Annotated in this window: 12 protein-coding genes; 6 read left to right on the top strand and 6 right to left on the bottom strand. The window is 65.3% G+C overall.

Annotated elements, in window-relative coordinates; all coding sequences use genetic code 11:
* Positions 1 to 81: 81 nt before the first annotated feature.
* Entirely contained in the window at positions 82 to 1,380 is a 1,299-nt protein-coding gene (locus WC597_RS09695; RefSeq protein WP_372693133.1) for a type II toxin-antitoxin system HipA family toxin, read from the bottom strand.
* Positions 1,377 to 1,730, bottom strand: coding sequence for a helix-turn-helix transcriptional regulator (locus tag WC597_RS09690; protein WP_372693132.1), 354 nt, complete (start codon positions 1,728 to 1,730; stop codon positions 1,377 to 1,379). The genes WC597_RS09695 and WC597_RS09690 overlap by 4 nt, the downstream gene beginning before the upstream one ends.
* A gap of 604 nt (positions 1,731 to 2,334) precedes the next feature.
* Between WC597_RS09690 and WC597_RS09685 the strand changes: the two genes are divergently transcribed.
* Positions 2,335 to 3,234, top strand: coding sequence for an endonuclease/exonuclease/phosphatase family protein (locus tag WC597_RS09685; RefSeq protein WP_372693131.1), 900 nt, complete (start codon positions 2,335 to 2,337; stop codon positions 3,232 to 3,234).
* A gap of 13 nt (positions 3,235 to 3,247) precedes the next feature.
* Here the strand turns inward: WC597_RS09685 and WC597_RS09680 are convergent, their stop codons facing one another.
* A complete protein-coding gene (locus WC597_RS09680) occupies positions 3,248 to 3,847 on the bottom strand; it encodes a hypothetical protein (RefSeq protein ID WP_372693130.1) in 600 nt (199 codons plus the stop codon).
* Here WC597_RS09680 and WC597_RS09675 point away from each other — a divergent pair.
* Together WC597_RS09675 and WC597_RS09670 are read left to right on the top strand one after the other, a co-directional pair.
* Complete coding sequence (locus WC597_RS09675) at positions 3,805 to 5,322, top strand: hypothetical protein (protein ID WP_372693129.1); 1,518 nt, start codon at positions 3,805 to 3,807, stop codon at positions 5,320 to 5,322. The genes WC597_RS09680 and WC597_RS09675 overlap by 43 nt on opposite strands.
* 207 nt (positions 5,323 to 5,529) lie before the next feature.
* Positions 5,530 to 7,590, top strand: coding sequence for a ParB/RepB/Spo0J family partition protein (locus tag WC597_RS09670; protein WP_372693128.1), 2,061 nt, complete (start codon positions 5,530 to 5,532; stop codon positions 7,588 to 7,590).
* A 95-nt stretch (positions 7,591 to 7,685) separates the two neighbouring features.
* On the opposite strand, the gene WC597_RS09665 is transcribed toward WC597_RS09670, so the two are convergent.
* A complete protein-coding gene (locus WC597_RS09665; RefSeq protein WP_372693127.1) occupies positions 7,686 to 8,486 on the bottom strand; it encodes a hypothetical protein in 801 nt (266 codons plus the stop codon).
* A gap of 259 nt (positions 8,487 to 8,745) precedes the next feature.
* On the opposite strand from WC597_RS09665, the gene WC597_RS09660 reads away from it, so the two are divergent.
* Positions 8,746 to 9,666 carry a hypothetical protein gene (locus WC597_RS09660; RefSeq protein WP_372693126.1) on the top strand — a complete coding sequence of 307 codons (921 nt, stop codon included), beginning with the start codon at positions 8,746 to 8,748 and terminating at the stop codon, positions 9,664 to 9,666.
* Positions 9,667 to 9,707: 41 nt separating this feature from the next.
* Positions 9,708 to 10,397: a Shedu anti-phage system protein SduA domain-containing protein gene (locus WC597_RS09655; RefSeq protein ID WP_372693125.1), complete on the top strand. Its 690-nt coding sequence runs from the start codon at positions 9,708 to 9,710 to the stop codon at positions 10,395 to 10,397.
* 92 nt (positions 10,398 to 10,489) lie between these two features.
* Here the strand turns inward: WC597_RS09655 and WC597_RS09650 are convergent, their stop codons facing one another.
* Complete coding sequence (locus WC597_RS09650) at positions 10,490 to 11,278, bottom strand: hypothetical protein (RefSeq protein ID WP_372693124.1); 789 nt, start codon at positions 11,276 to 11,278, stop codon at positions 10,490 to 10,492.
* A gap of 62 nt (positions 11,279 to 11,340) precedes the next feature.
* On the opposite strand from WC597_RS09650, the gene WC597_RS09645 reads away from it, so the two are divergent.
* Positions 11,341 to 11,928, top strand: a complete 588-nt coding sequence (locus tag WC597_RS09645) for a hypothetical protein (RefSeq protein ID WP_372693123.1) — start codon at positions 11,341 to 11,343, stop codon at positions 11,926 to 11,928.
* Between the two features lie 16 nt (positions 11,929 to 11,944).
* Here the strand turns inward: WC597_RS09645 and WC597_RS09640 are convergent, their stop codons facing one another.
* Complete coding sequence (locus tag WC597_RS09640; RefSeq protein ID WP_372693122.1) at positions 11,945 to 15,973, bottom strand: hypothetical protein; 4,029 nt, start codon at positions 15,971 to 15,973, stop codon at positions 11,945 to 11,947.
* Between the last annotated feature and the right edge of the window lie 9 nt (positions 15,974 to 15,982).

The raw sequence follows: 15,982 nt of genomic DNA, 5'->3' as shown, positions 1-15,982 counted from the left end.
GTTCGACCCCGGCCGCCCGCACCAAACCTAATCCGATGAAGGCTGCTCCTGAAATGGGCCAGCGGTGCCCGTCGCCTGTCGCTAGAAATCCGCCTTGAGGCTGGGGTCGATCGACTTCCGCATGAAGTCATCGACCTCGGCGGCCTCGGCGAACCGGGGCCAGTCGGCGACCGTCGCGACGACCTCGTCGATGATGGCGCGCGCGCGGGTGGCGTTGATCGAGGCGGTGGCCGCGCAGGCTTCGAGATCCGCCCGTGAGATGTCCTTGCGCCGGCCGTTCACCGACATCTGGTGCTGCCGCAGCCACTGGTTCGTCAGGTCCATGGCCCAGGTCACGTCGTAGGCGGGGGACAGGGACCAGACGCCATTGCGGTCCATCAGGAAGGCGATGTTCTTGACGTGGTCGTCCTGATTTCGGGCGACGACGTTGAACGTCATGCGTCGGAACAGCTCCTCCATCTGGTCCATCGGCAGGTTCAGCTGCCGCATGACCTGAAAGGCCTGCTCATAGGTGTAGCTGTCCGGGCTGCAGTAGTCGTAGTGGGCGAGGGCGGCCAATGACTGCATGTGCAGCTTGCCGCCGGTCTCCGTGCGGTCGAAGCGGCGGGTCATGAAGTGCCTTCGGCCGCCCTCCGGCAGTAGCCTGCAGTCGGTCATGGTGATGCCGGCCGCCTTGGCCATTTCTGAATAGGCGAACTCCACGGCGCCGAACCCCTGCGGATCGGCCAGGCCGCGGTCGCGGTTGTCGCTGACGCCGTCGAACTTGAGCAGCCAGTAGCTGAAGCCGTCGCCGGCATCGACCTGACCGGACCGGACCTCGTTGGCCTCTGGATTCCAGGCGATGATCGCCTTGGCGCGGGCGCCCCCGGCCGAGGCACCCACCTGAAGAATTTCCCGCAGCGCGTCGGCCTTGTCCGGGTCTCCGAACGAGACCTGCAGGGTGTTGCGGTTGGTCAGCACTTCCGAGGCCAGTTCGACGAGGGTCTCGATGTGAACGCGCTCGGACTTGCGCGTGCGTGGGCCGGCGGCGGGCGTGAACTCCAGGGCGCCCATGCCGCGAGAGGCCATGTAGCAGAGCCGTTCAACGGCGTCGGCGCTGTCCGGGGTTCGCCCCTGCGTCGCCAGCCAGGCGTTGATCAGCGTGTGGCCGTAGCGGTCGGGCAGGGCATCTGCGAGCATGCCAGGCAGGCCGTAGAAGCTCTCGGGGTTCAGGCCGGAGAAGCTGTAGATTCGGTCGCTCAGCGGCATGAACAGCGGCGCCACCTCTATCTGCGACCGCAGGAAGGCAGGTTCATAGGCGAAGGTCGCGACGTCGGCGCCCTCGGCCAGCGAGACGGCCCCGATCCGGCGGCCCCACAGATTGACGGCGGCGACAGTCATGCCTCGTCACCCCAGCGCCAGGGCTGGGTCACGTCGTCGTCCGCGCGCGCGTCGGGCCGGGCCCGTTGGCGAACCTTGCCTTGCCGTTCCAGCAGGTCGATCGGATTGGCCGGCGCATCCGGAAGGAACCGGTCGAGACCGTCCAGCTTCTCCAGCACCCGAAGCGCGCGAACCAGATTGATCAGTTGGACAGAGTCTCCGGCCTCAAGGCGCTCTACCGTGCGCTTCGACACCCCTGCGGCCTCAGCGAACTGCGATTGGGTCATGTGGCGTTGCAGGCGGTAGTCCGCCATCCTGCGACCGACCTCGGTCAGAACCGCGTGATCCGTGCTAAGATTGGTAATCTTCATAATTCGCCACTTTCGGCGACTTATATACCCTTTAAGCGGTTAATTCGTCAACAATGGCGACTTACAACAAGGAAGTCCTTTCCTTCTAACTCGTCATAGATGGCGACTTGTGGCTGTTGAAGCCCTTAAGTCGTCAAGTCTGGCGACTTAAGGGACGTGAAAGCGTTCAATAGATCCGCGCCACCGGCACTCCCATGAAACCCAGACCCGAGTGGCGCAGCAGGATGGCTCTTTTCATGAGCCCTCTCCGTGCTGGGCTCAGAGGCTGAGGCCTGCCAGTGAACGCGCCCTTGAGTTGACGGGCAGTCGAATGGGGGACGGGCCTGGAACTTCTGCGAGGAAGCCCGGGGTTTCAGGACCAGCCGCCGCCGACGCCAAGCGTCCCCCGGCTCTCGGTCGGCCCCTATCGTTCCGGAACCCGTCGCGGCCAGCCTACAGGGTCGTGGCTACGACGCAATCGACGGGGCGGCCCTGAATGACGCATCGCGGGAATCGGTTTGATACGATAGGCGAGACCGTCGGACCGCGACCGACTTCGCGCCCGGCCGCGGTCCGCGCCGACCCGCCGTCGGCCGGGCCGCACCATTCCCGGCGAGGACCGAACATGAAACCCCTCATCGCGCTTTCACTCTCGGCTATCGTCCTGTCCGGATGCATCGGCATGACGCCGAACCGCGATAGCGGGAGCCTCAAGGTCGCGAGCTGGAATATCGAGCACCTCGCCGAGCGTGACGGCGAGGGCTGCAGCCCCCGTACCGAGGCGGACTATGCCCGATTGCGCGATCATGTCCGCGCACTGGACGCCGATGTGATCGCCTTCCAGGAGGTTCAGAACAAGGCCGCTGCGGAAAGGGTGTTCGACCCGGCGATCTACGACCTGGTCATGTCCGGCCGCCCGCCCAGCACGCGCGGCAGCGAATGCCGGGGTCAGCCGGGCCTGTTCATCCAGAACCAGGCCGTCGGCTTCGCGATCCGCAAGGGCGTGCCATGGACACGCCACCCCGACCTCAACGCGCTGGCGCTCGGAAGTCCGGACCTGCGCTGGGGCGTGGATGTGACCGTGTCTCGCGGTCGGCCGGTGCGGCTGCTGGCGGTGCATCTCAAATCTGGCTGCAACTCTGGCCGCGAACCGACAGATCTTGACTGCCCTGTCCTGTTCGACCAGCTCCCGGTGCTGGAAGGATGGACAGAAGCGCGGGCTGCGAAAGGGGAGGCCTTCGTCGTGCTTGGAGACTGGAATCGCCGTCTCGCGAGTCGGAATGACGCCTTCCTGGCCGGTCTGAACGACGGCGAACCGGCCGCATCGACGCTTACGCTGGCCTCCCGCGACAGGCCAGCGGGCTGCAAGGCCCGCTATCGTGAATACATCGACTTCATCGCGACCGGATCGATCGCGACCGCACGCGTCGAGCCGGAGTCATTCGAAGAGTATCGCTATGGCGGGATCGCAGAGACTGAGCATCCTTCGGACCACTGCCCGATCTCGGTTCGCATCACCGGCTGAGGTCCCGCAGCAATCAGGGAGCCGCGCTTTCAAGCGCATCCAGGTAGCCATCGCAGCCCGTGAAATAGCCATCTACGGCGTTCATGACATCGGCCAGGGCGACAAGGTCAACATGGTCCAGGGCGAGCGCGATCGGGCGGCCCTTGGTATCGACCGGATAGCGGTGAGAGAACGAGCCGGGATCTACGACCGCGAACTCCGCGACGATGCGGCCGACCGCCTCGTCGGCGCCGTCGGGGTCGGCGACGCCGAAGCCCTCGACGACCGTCCTGAACCGCGTCCAGAGAACAGAGAGGTCGTGAGATTTCCAGATCGCCTCGACCTCGACCGAGGGGCCATAGGTCGCGATCAGGTACTTCAGCGACAGCTCGATGAACTGGCGGTAGTTGAACAGGATCGGAAACACGAGCGTGTCCCGATCGCAGCGGTCGTCAGTGGCGTGCGCTACCATCAGCTCCGCCGCCCGCTTGTAGCCGGTCATCATCAGAACCATCCGGCTGTGAGGCGGCTTCACGAGCGTGGCGTTGCCGTCCCAGTCTGGTGAGACCGTGAACAGTCGATCACCGGCCTGTGGCCAACGGAATGGTTTGCCGAGAAGCGCTTCGAAGTTCATCCTGCCCTCCTGTCGAACCTTCGCGTCATAATGCGGAAATGGATCTTATTCCGGAGAACATGCTCCGCATCATCGCCCTTGCCCTGCCGGCCGGGCACGGTTTCGGCGACCGGGTGCCCGTCGGCGCTTGGGGCGATCCTGAGGGAGCCACCTGCGGGATCGTGACGCGGCATGCCGAGACCGGCGAACTCGGCGTCATCGCCATGCGGCGTCGCGTCGATGACGTCTGGACCGAGACGGCGCGCGAGCTCGGATTTCGATCGCTCAAGCATGCGCAGGAGCGCCTTGGAGTCCTGCTGCGCATCGGCGCGCCGGCCGAACCGCTGCCGCCCAACACCGCCCCACGGGCAGGCCTTCACGACCTTCAGGGCCGTACCCCCAGTCCAATCTTCGCCTCCCTGCGCACGCCGTCGCATCATCTGGCAGCGTGGATACTGAACCAGCTCTACCTCGCTCTCCCCAATCCGGACCGGAACTGGGCCGGAGATTGCCAGACCGGAAATTTCCATACCCGCATGTGGGAAGCCCAATTGCTGGCGGCGTTTCGAGAGCAGGGTCTGCATGTCACCCAGCCGTTCGAGTCTCCGGACTTTCACATTCGCAATCGCCACGGCGGCGAGGCTTGGGTCGAGGCCGTGACCGCCAACCCTGAAAAGCGTTTCGACCACCTCAACGCGCCCAGGGTCGCGCCGCCAGCCGACCGGGACGCCCTGTTCTTCGGCCCGGCGGCGCTACGCTTCGCCAAAACCATCGGGAACAAGCTCCAGCGGCGTTATGACCAGCTGCCGCATGTCCGGGGCAAGCCCTTCATGCTCGCTGTCTCGGACTTCCACGCGGCCGGCTCGATGCGTTGGAGCCGGGAGGGCCTCGCGGGCTATCTTTACGGCGAAGGCGCTGAGGTCGTCATCGAGAATGGACGCTCCGTCGCGCGCGCGACGCATGCGACCCATCTCCGGGGTCCTTCCCGATTCCCTGCGGGTCTCTTTGCAAACGCCGACCACGCGGAGCTTTCGGCCGTCATCTTCTCCAACGCCTGCGCGATGTCGAAACTCAGCCGCGTGATGGTGTCGGCCGGCGCCGACCCAAAGGGGATGCGGTACACGCGGATCGGCAAATTCTTCAACCGCACCGAGGGCGCGCTTCAGGGGAACGACTTCTGCCTGGACGTCGCCAGCGCAGCCTATCGCGCCCTATGGCCTCAGGGCTACGAGCCCTGGTCGGCGGAGATGGAGGTTTTCCATAATCCGTTCGCTCACCATCCCGTACCGCATGCGTTGCTGCCGGAGGCGACCCACTGGTTCGATGTCGGCGGCGAGAGGATTTGCAGCTCGCACTATGCGACCGGGATCCTGTGGTCGGAGACCTGGATCACCGACGCCGCCAACCCTCCCATCCGGCTCGAAGACATCCTCTCCGGCAACGGCGCTGCGTTGCAAAGGAGCCTAAGGGCTCCGCCCTCGCGCGGGTCAGGGTAAAGCGGCTTCGCCGCCGGATCGGCCGGTCTCCCCGGCCTTCCGCGCCGGCGACGTCTGCGATGTCCGCGATCGGTGAGAGGCTTGTGCAGGCCGGGCGATCCCCCTCCGGCCGATCCGCCCTGGCCCTTGCTACCCCGGTCTCGCCGACGGGCAGGGTTTCAGGCGCGCCTTCCGCGTGCCTGCAACCCTTGCCCAAAGGAGGCAGACATGACTGCTCAATCCACCCAAGCCCGTATCCCTGCGGCGGCTGACGCCGCCGCGCCCGGAGCGGATCAGGAGCCGGTTCACGGCGCGGAGATCGTGGTTCCGCTGAACCGGTTGAAGGCGTCCCCGAAGAACGCCCGGAAGACGCCGCACAACGCGGCCACCATCGAGGCCTTTGCCGCCTCCATCAAGGTCAAGGGGGTGTTGCAGCCGCCCGTGGTCGAGATCGAGCGCGGCGAGGACGGCGCGGCGACGGGAAACTTCCTCGTGACCATCGGGGAGGGGCGGCGTCAGGGGCTGCGGCTGCTGGCCAAGCGCAAGCAGATCAAGCGGACCCATCCGGTCAAGGTGATCGTCGATACCGAGAACGACGCCCACGAGATCAGCCTCGATGAAAACACCACCCGCGAGGCCATGCACCCCGCCGACCAGTTCGAGGCCTTCAAGCGGCTGGCCGACGAAAAGGGCTACGGTCCCGAGGAAATCGGCGCCCGGTTCGGAGTGACGGCGACCGTGGTCCGTCAGCGGCTGCGGCTGGGCGCGGCGGCGCCGGAATTGATGGCGGCTTACCGGGACGGAGCGATGGCGCTCGATCAGCTGATGGCCTTCTGCGTCAGCGCCGATCAGGACCGGCAGCGGCAGGTGTTCGAACAGATGGGCGACTACCGCCCCGTCCACGCCATCCGTCGCGCCATGACCGAGGCCAAGGTGCGGACCGATGATCGTCGCGCGATCTTCGTCGGCGTCGTGGCCTATGAGGCCGAGGGCGGGACGGTGCTGCGCGACCTGTTCACCGAGGACGGCGGCGGCTGGCTGGAAGACCCGGCCCTGCTGGACCGGATGGTCAGCGACAGGCTGGCCGGTCTGGCCGAGGAGGCGCGCCAGCGCGAGGGCTGGAAATGGGCCGAGGCCGTGTCCGACTATGCCGAGGTGAGCGCCCTGGGCCGGGTCTATCCGGTCGAGGTCGTCCGCTCCGAGGCCGACGCGGCGCAGATCGCGGTCCTGTCCGAGGAGTATGACGCGCTCGTCTCGGGATCGGATGGGCAGGAGGTGCTCCCGGATACCGTGGACGCCCGGCTGGAGGAAATTGACAAGGCCCTCCAGGTCTTCGGCCCGGACTTCGACTACACGACCGGGGTCAAGGCGCGGGCCGGGGTCATGGTCCTGTTGGGTCATGATGGGCTGGCCCGTTTCGAGCGAGGTCTGGTGCGGGCCGAGGATGCCTTGGAGGATCAGCGTCCCGATCCCGAAGCGCCGGAGGGTTGGTCCGAAGGTGACGAGCGGGAAGGGGAGGCGCCGCCCGCGCCGGAAGTCGAGGCCGACGAAGGGCTGGCGCCCCTGTCGGAGCGGCTGATGATTGACCTCACCGCTCACCGCACCATGGGGCTGCGCGACGCGGTTCAGGCTGACGAAAACGTCGCCCTGACGGTGGTCGTCCACGCGCTGGCCCTGCAGGTCTTCTATCCGACTTGGGGGACGTGGACGCCCCTGCAACTGCGGATGACTGTGACGGGTCTGGAGCGGCTGGCGCCGGGGGTCAGCGACAGCCCTGCCGGGCGGCGCGTGGCTGACCGGCTGGAGGCGTGGGGCGCGCGTCTCCCGGAAGAGGCCCGCGACTGCTGGGGTGTCCTGATGGCCCTGCCGCCGTCGGAGCTTCTGGACCTGATGGCCTGCTGCGCGGGGGTCGGGCTCTACGCCGTGCGCGATCCGCATGACCGCAAGCCGGACGCCTTGGCCCATGCCGAGGTGCTGGCGACCGTCACCGGTCTGGATATGACCGGGACGTGGTCTGCCACGGCGTCATCGTATTTCTCGCGAGTGTCCAAGGCGCGGGTGCTGGAAGCCGTGACCGAGGCGACGACGCCCGAGGAGGCCGGGCGGATCGCCGGGTTCAAGAAGGGCGACATGGCCGAGGCCGCCGAGCGGCTGGTAGAGGGCAAGGGCTGGCTTCCGTCCGTCTTGCGCACCGACCCGGCGGTCGATCCGGACGCCCCGGAGCCGGAAGGGGAGGTGACCGGACTGCCGCAGCCTGACGACGACGCCTATCGGTTCGCCGCCGAATAGGCGACGGCAAGTCCGAAAACTCGCCGCGCGCCCTTTGGGGGCGCGCGGCTTTTTTGTCTGGCCGACCAAGGAACCGGTCGCAGCGATCAGTGTGCTCAGGCGGCTCTGATCTGCGGCCACAATGAGCCGTATTGCCGAGCCTGCTGTTTGCGGCGGCGGTCCTGCGCCCGGGCGCCATTGGGACGACAGGCGATATCGAGTTCCAGCAGGTGCGACTGCGACATGTTGAAGGTGACGTTCGGCCACTCGTTTCCTTCACTGTCGCGGGCTGTCTTGTACCGGAAGCCCAGGTGGATCGCCGCAATGATCAAGGGGCCATTTGCCACGTAGTCGGGACCGAGCGTCTCTCCATCGGGATAGGCGCAGGCGAAATTCTCCGCGATGTGCTTCAGGCGATAGCTGTCGGTGTCAGGACGGACGGTCTTGGTGGCGGGCACGCTGGCGAGCATGGCGAGCGCTCGGAGGACCTGGTCGGCGACCGCAATGTCCTTCAATTCATCCCGATATCTCTGCACCCGGTCGTACTGTTCGCGAGGGGTTTCCCATCGACCGTCGCCCCTTCGTTCCGCCCGACCGAAACCCCAACCCCACATATGGAGGCGGTCATCGCCGTCCACAGCCGTGAGGGTGATGGCGTGTGCGGCGGCGCGGAACAGAAACGATGCGGGTGCCTCGAAGCCACGGGCCGCCAGATAGAGGTTGAAGGCCGAGGGATCGAGTCGGCAGACGCCGTCGTCGCCGAGGCGAGCTCGCAACTCGGCGTTGGACTGAAAGCCAAGTCCGCGCGCAAGCGCGTCGGCGCGGTGAGAGGACTTGATCGTCTGAGCGATCAAGCGGAGCCCGGACTTCATGCGGTCCAGGGTGAGCGGGGTCAGGATGATGTCGAGTTCGACCATGGCGTTTGCCTCAATGCGTGCGCAGGTCGCCGATTACACTGCGGCACACGAGGAAACGTGGGGCCGAGGATGGGGAAGCAAGCAACGAGACGTTTGACCCGGCGACAGGTCACAGGCGCCTAACCCAACGCACAGAATGCCGCGAGTCGCACAAAGCGCAAGGATTGGGATGGCCAGCGGCGGGACGCCAGTCTCGGAGACCGCCACGACATAGGCGTCAGGCGATGGCGAAACGCTGACGCGCAACTATGTTCGTCCAATGACTGGTGACGACGCGAAACCCAAAAAGAAGAAGCCCCGCTATCAGAGGCGGCTGGTCCTGTTTCTCGACTTCCTCGGGTTCAAGGAGCACGTCGAGCGCTCGGCGCGAGAGCCGGCCCATCTGGCCCGGCTGGTCGCTGCCATGGACGTCGTCGGAGAGATCGGCGCCTCCCACAAGTCCATTCTGAAAAGCCAGAAGGTCACCCAGTTCTCGGACAGCATCGTCGTCTCGTACAAGGTGTCGGAGCCGTCAGCTGTGTTCCTGCTCCTGAACGAAATCGCTTTTGGCGTTGTCGATCTGGCTGAGCGTGGTTTCCTGGTGCGCGGCGGTGTGACGGCCGGCAAGCTCTACCATTCCAAACGCCACGTTGTCGGCCCTGCGATGAACGAAGCTTATCGGCTGGAGTCGAAAGTTGCGAAACATCCTCGGGTGCTCATCGATCACAAGGTGCTCGACGTCGCGAGCGCCGCGCGTCGTTCAGAGCATTCCCCCGAGGACGAAGCCGGCTACGTTTCCGACTTCATGACCAGAGACGCCGACGGGCGGTACTTCTTCGACTACGTGTCTTGGCGGTCGGTCGTCGCGATTACCGGCGGTACAAACGAACTGTACGGCGACTACCTGGGTTGTCTCAGTTCGCTGATCCGCGACGGCCTCCGCCATGACGATCCCGGTGTGCAGGAAAAATTTCTCTGGCTGCGGCGGCGTTACAAGGACGCGATCGAGGAGATCAGGGCGATCCCAGCAGACCATCTCTACAGGGCCGAGAACGCCGCCATGTGCGACGTTATAGCCGGTCTGCCGATCTTCAAGATCGATACAAAGCTTGCGAAGGCTGCCGTGAAAGCGGCGGCGAGGGCCAACGAAAGGGCGAAACCGGCGTCCAAACATCGTCGTCGCCGCGACCGCGCCGACTGAGTCATTCCCTTTCGCCGGATGGTTGCGTTAGACCTGTCGGCATGAAGCTGACCCACATGGACGAAGCCTATTGGATGGAGCGCCGCGCCGAGGCGGAGCGCGAGTTCCCGGGATCGTCCTTTGGCATGCGACCGGACCTGACGGCCAAGGTGGTGGATCGTTTCGAGGACGCCCTCCACGCCGGATCGGAAGAGGCGATCCAGATCTGCCTGACCGAGAATCCCTACCTCGTGCAGTACGCCATTCGAGAATCCGGCCATCACGGCACCTGGGTCTATCCCAAGCAGATGATCCGGCCGAAAGCCGCCACGGGCGAGCCCGGTCTCATACCCGACTTCCTCGCCGTAACGCGGTCGTCGCTGGGGGACCACTGGTGGATCGTCGAGCTCAAGCGGTTCGATACCCAGTTCGCGGACGCTCAGGGTGGCGCCATGAGCCCCTCCGGCCACAAGGCGGTCAGCCAAGCGGCTGGCTACCTCTCCCACTTCCGGGAGTACATCGACGCCATCAGGAGCCACGCACGCATCCCACGGATCACTCAGCCCGCCGGCGCTCTGATCCTGATCGGCGACTCCCGGACCGAAAGCGAAGCCCAGCGCACGGTTCGCTCCAATTTCGTTCGGACTTCATCCAACATCGATGTGGCGAGTTACCGTCGCATCGTAGTCAATGCACGGGTGGACGTCGGCTTCACCCCCAACTCGCGGCCTTTCAACCTCGAGCCGTTCTGACAGTTCCGGCTTGCCAGGGCATGCGTCATCCTGCGGCGAAGCTCAACGTCGGCCCTTGGCTCGCGAGTATTAGGATCGGGGCGAACCGAAGATCAACTGCGTGGTGCGATGATGACCCGTGTTCTCAGCCCGGCCTGCACGCCTTCGAGGTCTCGCTCGATACCAGCCGGGTTACCGATCCTGCCTTCGGGATCGTAGACGAAACACACTAGGGTGTCGCAATCGGGATGAGTCTGGTAGCGGGCGCGATCTATGATCAGCTGCTCGCCCAGATCGCCTGATTTCATCGATGGCCGGGTCTTTTTGACCTCCACGACAACCCGCTCGGCCTTGAGCAGGAAGTCGACCCTTGAGGCACGGCCTGCATAGCTGCCCGTCCATTCCTCGGGGCGGACGTCCTCGAAATGAAGTCTCAGGATCGCATGCAGCAGATCTTGGACATCGTACTCGTCGTCGATGGAGATGGTGGGCCGATCGGCGTGACGATGCTGAAGCTGCCGCGCGGCTGCGTGGAATTTCAGGCAAATTTTTTCGAGGAGATTCAGAACGTCCGGGCTGTCTTCGGGGGCATCGTCGGCAAGGCCGTACTCGCTAATCTCGTCAATCATCGAGTCGAGCATCGCGCCAGCGCTCTTCACGCCGTTCGCAAGGGCGCGCCCGTAGGAGTCGTTCGACATCCCGGTGATGAAGACGCCCGGCGAGTATCGGATGTCTTTGAACTCAGCGAGATGGCGGCTGTCCCGTCCGAATATCCGTTCGACCGCGACCTCCGTATCTCGCTGCCACTTTTTGAAACCGGGGTCGCTCGTCGAAAGCGAGGTCACCGTCGCCGAGATCTCGTGTTGGCGCTTAAGAATTTCGATGGATCGCGACTTGTTCATTCGAGCCTGTTTCCGCCCAAGACGGGTTGTACATAAACCGAACGGTATCCTAGCCTGCCGTCATGAGATCTGGCGCCATTCCATTCCAGTTCGACATCTCTATTGCGGTGGAGAAGCTGGCGAGGACACCCCCGGCGCGCAAAGACGCCGTTGAGGTATCACTACCCTTCATCACAGTGCTCACCAGCCCGGGGGAGGGCGACCGTAGGCTGGCGTCGGAGATCCTCCGCCGTCTGAGCGACCGCCGCGTGCTGAACTCGCACGAATGCTGCGACAACTGCATCGACGAGGCGATCGGATCCTTTCAACAAATCCGGGCATATCTGGGCGACGTCCAGGCGCAGTTGCTTGGATGTGAGGATCAGGTGCTCTCCGGTCTCATCGATCTCATGCTCGGGCCGATCCGCCAGTTCCTGACCTTCGAGCAAAAGCTCTCGCGCCAGCATGAGCCTCCCAGGTCCACCGGGGAGTTCTATCGGGCTGTCGAGGTTCGCCAGACCTACTTCGATGCGCTCGAACAACTGCGCGCTCATCTGGCCCGGTGCTTGATCCAGATGGCCGTGATCGCCCACCTTCCGGTTCCGACGGCCGGCTATTTTTCGGACTATCTCGGTGATTGGGATCTCACCGCATACAAAGCTTTCTCCTGACGACGCAGACGAGCCGCTACCATGGACGCGGCGGGCCGCTCTTTGCCGAGTTCTTGCTGGAGGTCGCCCTTTTGCGAGGCGGTGGTGGGGTCACGTCGATGACGATGACGTCGGTCAGAGGGCGCAGAGCTGGCTTCAGATGCGAGGTGAGGGCGTCCTTCAAGCCTTGGGCGTCGCTGATCCTGGCGATGCCGGCTGGTGGCGCCGGCGTGGGCGGTGTTCCCGGGCCAAACCAGAAGACCAAGTAGACGCCCTGACCCGCGCTGCCCGGCGACCGGGCGTAATCTTTCAACTGCGAGCCGGCCGCCTTCCAGAGCGCGGGATGCATATGCCTCTTCGCCTCGACCGGCAGGTTTGCGGCCTCCTCGCCTATCATCAGGATGTCGGCGCGCCTGTCGTTGCGTCTCCGCGCTTCCGGAAAGGCGTGGTGAGCCCGCATGCCGAACCGGATCAATCGATCGCGCAACCGGTCGAGCACAAGATCGCGGCAGTCATTCTCTTCGCGAGGCGTTCGCGCGGTGACGTTTCCGGGTGAGTTCCAGAAAGCCCTCCACCCAGCGGTGTCGCCGTTCTGGATGTCGTTCGCGATGTCGGCGAGGCATTCACGCGCCACGGCACGGAGGTCGGCGGCCGTCGCCGGGGGGCCAGCGTTCAATGCTTCAGCGACCCGACGGGGCGAGGGCGGTTGGAACTCGGCCTGCTGTCGCAGTACGCCCTGCGCGACGGCATAATGCTGTAGCGTGTCGCGCCACGCTTTAAGCGCGGGCAGCGCGGCGAGGGCGGCCAACGCATCGGTCGCCTCCAAGGTCGGGGTTTCGCCGAGACCCTTGATCGCGCCCGCCACGATCTCGCTGAAGGTGTCGCGATCGCCGAAGTTGCTGGATGGGCCGCGGATCGGCCCGAGATGCTGGACGAAGACGCGACGGCGGGCGGTGGATGAGCCTGTCACATTGTCGAAGTCTCCGATGAGAGTGCCATGTGGCAGGCGCGTGACGCCGGGCGGCCAGCCGGCCGCCTCAGCGGCGAACTCGGCCTCGCGGGCGAGCGGATCGAGAAGGAAGGCGGCGAACGCCCAGATCGATCGTGCCTCGTCGATCAGGGTCTTCCGGAGCGCTGACTCTACGAGGGCCGCCAGAGTCGCGACCGGAAGGACGCGGGCCGCCATAGCCACCGCGCTACGCAGAACGTCAGCCGGCAGGTTGGGCCGGTTTCTGAGGAACGGGAGCAGGGCCGCCGCGACATCGCCGGCTTTCTCAAACTCCCGGGCATGGGGCAGCTCGTTCAGGCCCGGCCGGACCGCGAGCCGCCAATACTGCAGCACGGTCAGCATACCGTCGGGGTCCGCGAGCACACCCGCGATCCCCAAGGCCTGCGCCGCGTCGCGGTGTTCATTGTCCGCGAGCACATAGTAGCCGCGCAGGATGCCGAAGGCCGCGTCTAGAGACAGGACGGGGACCGGGGCACTGGTGCGGATCAGATGATCGGCGAAAGCCGCGGCAATGTAGTTGGCTCGAAAGTTTCGATTCCGGCTCTCCTGCCGGGCCTGCGCCTGCCAGGTGATGGGGAAGGTCGCCATCACCGCCGCCCAGCCTTCGATAATAGCTTCGGCAACATCCGTGCCCATCCAGTTGACCAGCCGCGCTTCGCCCGCCCCGGACGTGAAGCCGGGACTATGGCCAGCGTAGACCGTGGCAGCGACGCTGAGCGCGTGGAACGCCGATCCGTCGCGCACCTTGCCGAGATTGGCGTCGAACCACGCCCGGTCCCGACTGATATCGGAAGCGATCTTCGCTTCGCGCTTGCGTTTTCGGGCGGCATCCTTGGACTGCCAGTGATCGATCGGGTCGCGCGTCAACGCCTCGAACACCTCGGCAAGGTCTGCTCGGCCGTCGAGCTGGTCCCACAGCCGCCAGTACCGGCTGTCGTCCGGTTCGAATGGTGCGACGAGGTTCAACGCCGTCCGCGCCAGTCCGAATGCGTCCGTTCCGGCTGGGGCAGCGTCGAGGCGATTGAGGACTTCGTTTGTCACCTCGGGCGGCACCGCGCGACCCGTGAGGCGGTTGAACTCGTAAATTGCGACCCAAGGATGTATGCGCGATTGCCGGTGCAGGGCCCAGAACAGCCGAGACGCATGGGACGGCGAGCGATCGACCCAGGACTGGATCGCTTTGCGGAGTTCGTCCTCGGGATCGCTAAGTCGTTTGAATCCGCAGTTGGCGAGCCAACGTAGCAGGTCGCCTGCCCTTAGCCCCGGCGTGGCCAGGATGGTCTGCGCAAGCACCCGACGGACGACGCCGTTCACTTCAAATGACCGCGACTCGCCCGTTCGGCGCTCGCTGGGAAGGGGACTATCGAACAGGCCCAACACAGGGGAGGCCGCAAGGGCCTCGCCGAAGCTCGACGCATAGCCCATCACGCCGTCACCGGTGGCGGCGTAGTCCGTGAGGGTCTTGCGGACCTCAGCGGCGGTGACGTCGTGTGCAACGAGGCCGGCCAAGGCGGCCATCCTCACCGTCACAGCACTCTTCGACGTCTCCTTGTCGAGCGCAGTCACGATGACGCGCAGATCGACCAGAGGCCTCGTGGCACGGGCCTCGATGGTTTCAATCGCTTCGCGCCTGAGCCAGTCCGGCGCCGCGGGGTCGGACGCGAAGGTCACGACGTCGGCATCCAGCGCGGGAACGCGACGGCCAGCGGCCAAGGCTGCGAGGATAAGGCCGCGGCGATGGGTGGTCTCGGACGGATCGAGAAGGATTTTGCGGAACTCCGCTTCGAGGTCGGGTCCGGCCAGTCCGCCGACGGCCGTCGACCCGCGAGCCGAACCGAGGAACCAGGGATCGTCCCGCCCGGTCGCATCTAGAAGGGCGCGCCGATGTTCCGTCGGCAGCATCGCAGCGTCGCCTTGGAACAGAATGGCCTCCGGATGCGTCTTGACCAGCGCGAGGGCGCGGTCGGCGTGGACGCCTTCGGCGAGGCTCGTGACAAACCAGGCGAACGTCCCCATCAACGCCGGTGTTGGCTTGCCGTCGTCGCCGCACAGCAAGGCGAAAGCGCGATCGTAGCCGAGCGCAGGCGGCCGACCGTCGCGGCTGGAGACGGCGGCCGCGAGTGCGCGACCGGCCAGATACTCCGACACCATCCGATGGGTCGGCTGGTAGCTGTCGGCCTCGCCCCGGAACATCGGCGTGTCGACCGCGTCGTGGAGCGCCTTGGTGTCAACGCCGGCCGGGATCAGGTCGTCCATGGTCACAAGCTCGGCGCGCGGCGGTTTGGTCGCGCCCATCCAGAGATCCGAGCGCGCGGACAGCATCAGAACCAGCGACGCCTTTTCGGCAGCCGAGATGATCGCTTCAGGTGTCGATCGGTCCTTCCGCGCTGCGCGGCGGCTATTGATCTCATGAGCCATGTCGAGGGTTGCCTGGCGGAACAACGCGCCACGAGACTCCAGGCGGGTGGTGGCGTCATTCAGAGTGCCGTGCAGCAGCTTCAAGGTCGCCGGATTACCCATGAGCGGTGCAGCGGCGAGATCATCGACACGGCGCAGGAAGCCTTGCGGATCCGCCTCGCCCAAGCTCGTGAGCACCGCCGACTGCTCTTTCCGGTCGAGGGCGCCGAGGTTCCACACCTCGAAATCTCCAAGCTCATCTTCGATGTGGATGAGGTCCGCCTTCGACAGCGAGGCGGAGCGGCAGGTCAGACGCCAGTTGACGTATCCGGCAGCGGCGATCTGGTCAGTGAGGTCCGACAGGCGATCATGACCGATTTCACCGATCCGAAATTCTTCCAGGGCGTCGATGAAAACCACCGTCCCGGCCGGTCGCGCGCCGGCGACGAATCTCCGCGCTGTCACCACCTCGACCCCGTGGGCAAACGCAGCCTGTTCAAAGGTGGTGGACTTGCCGCTTCCCGGCTCGCCGAGCAGGAGCCACCGCGCGGTTTCTGCAAGATCACTGATGCGTGTCGTTCCGCCGTAGGATTCGGCGGCTTCGCTCCTGATAACGCGACGATCGAGCTTGGCGGGCGGAAGGTGGGTGGAGGCGGGCAAGCTCAAGGC

Source organism: Brevundimonas sp., assembly GCF_041648115.1.
GTDB lineage: Bacteria > Pseudomonadota > Alphaproteobacteria > Caulobacterales > Caulobacteraceae > Brevundimonas.
Note: the sequence above shows the minus strand (reverse complement) of the source record. Positions and strands in the feature narration are given on the sequence as shown.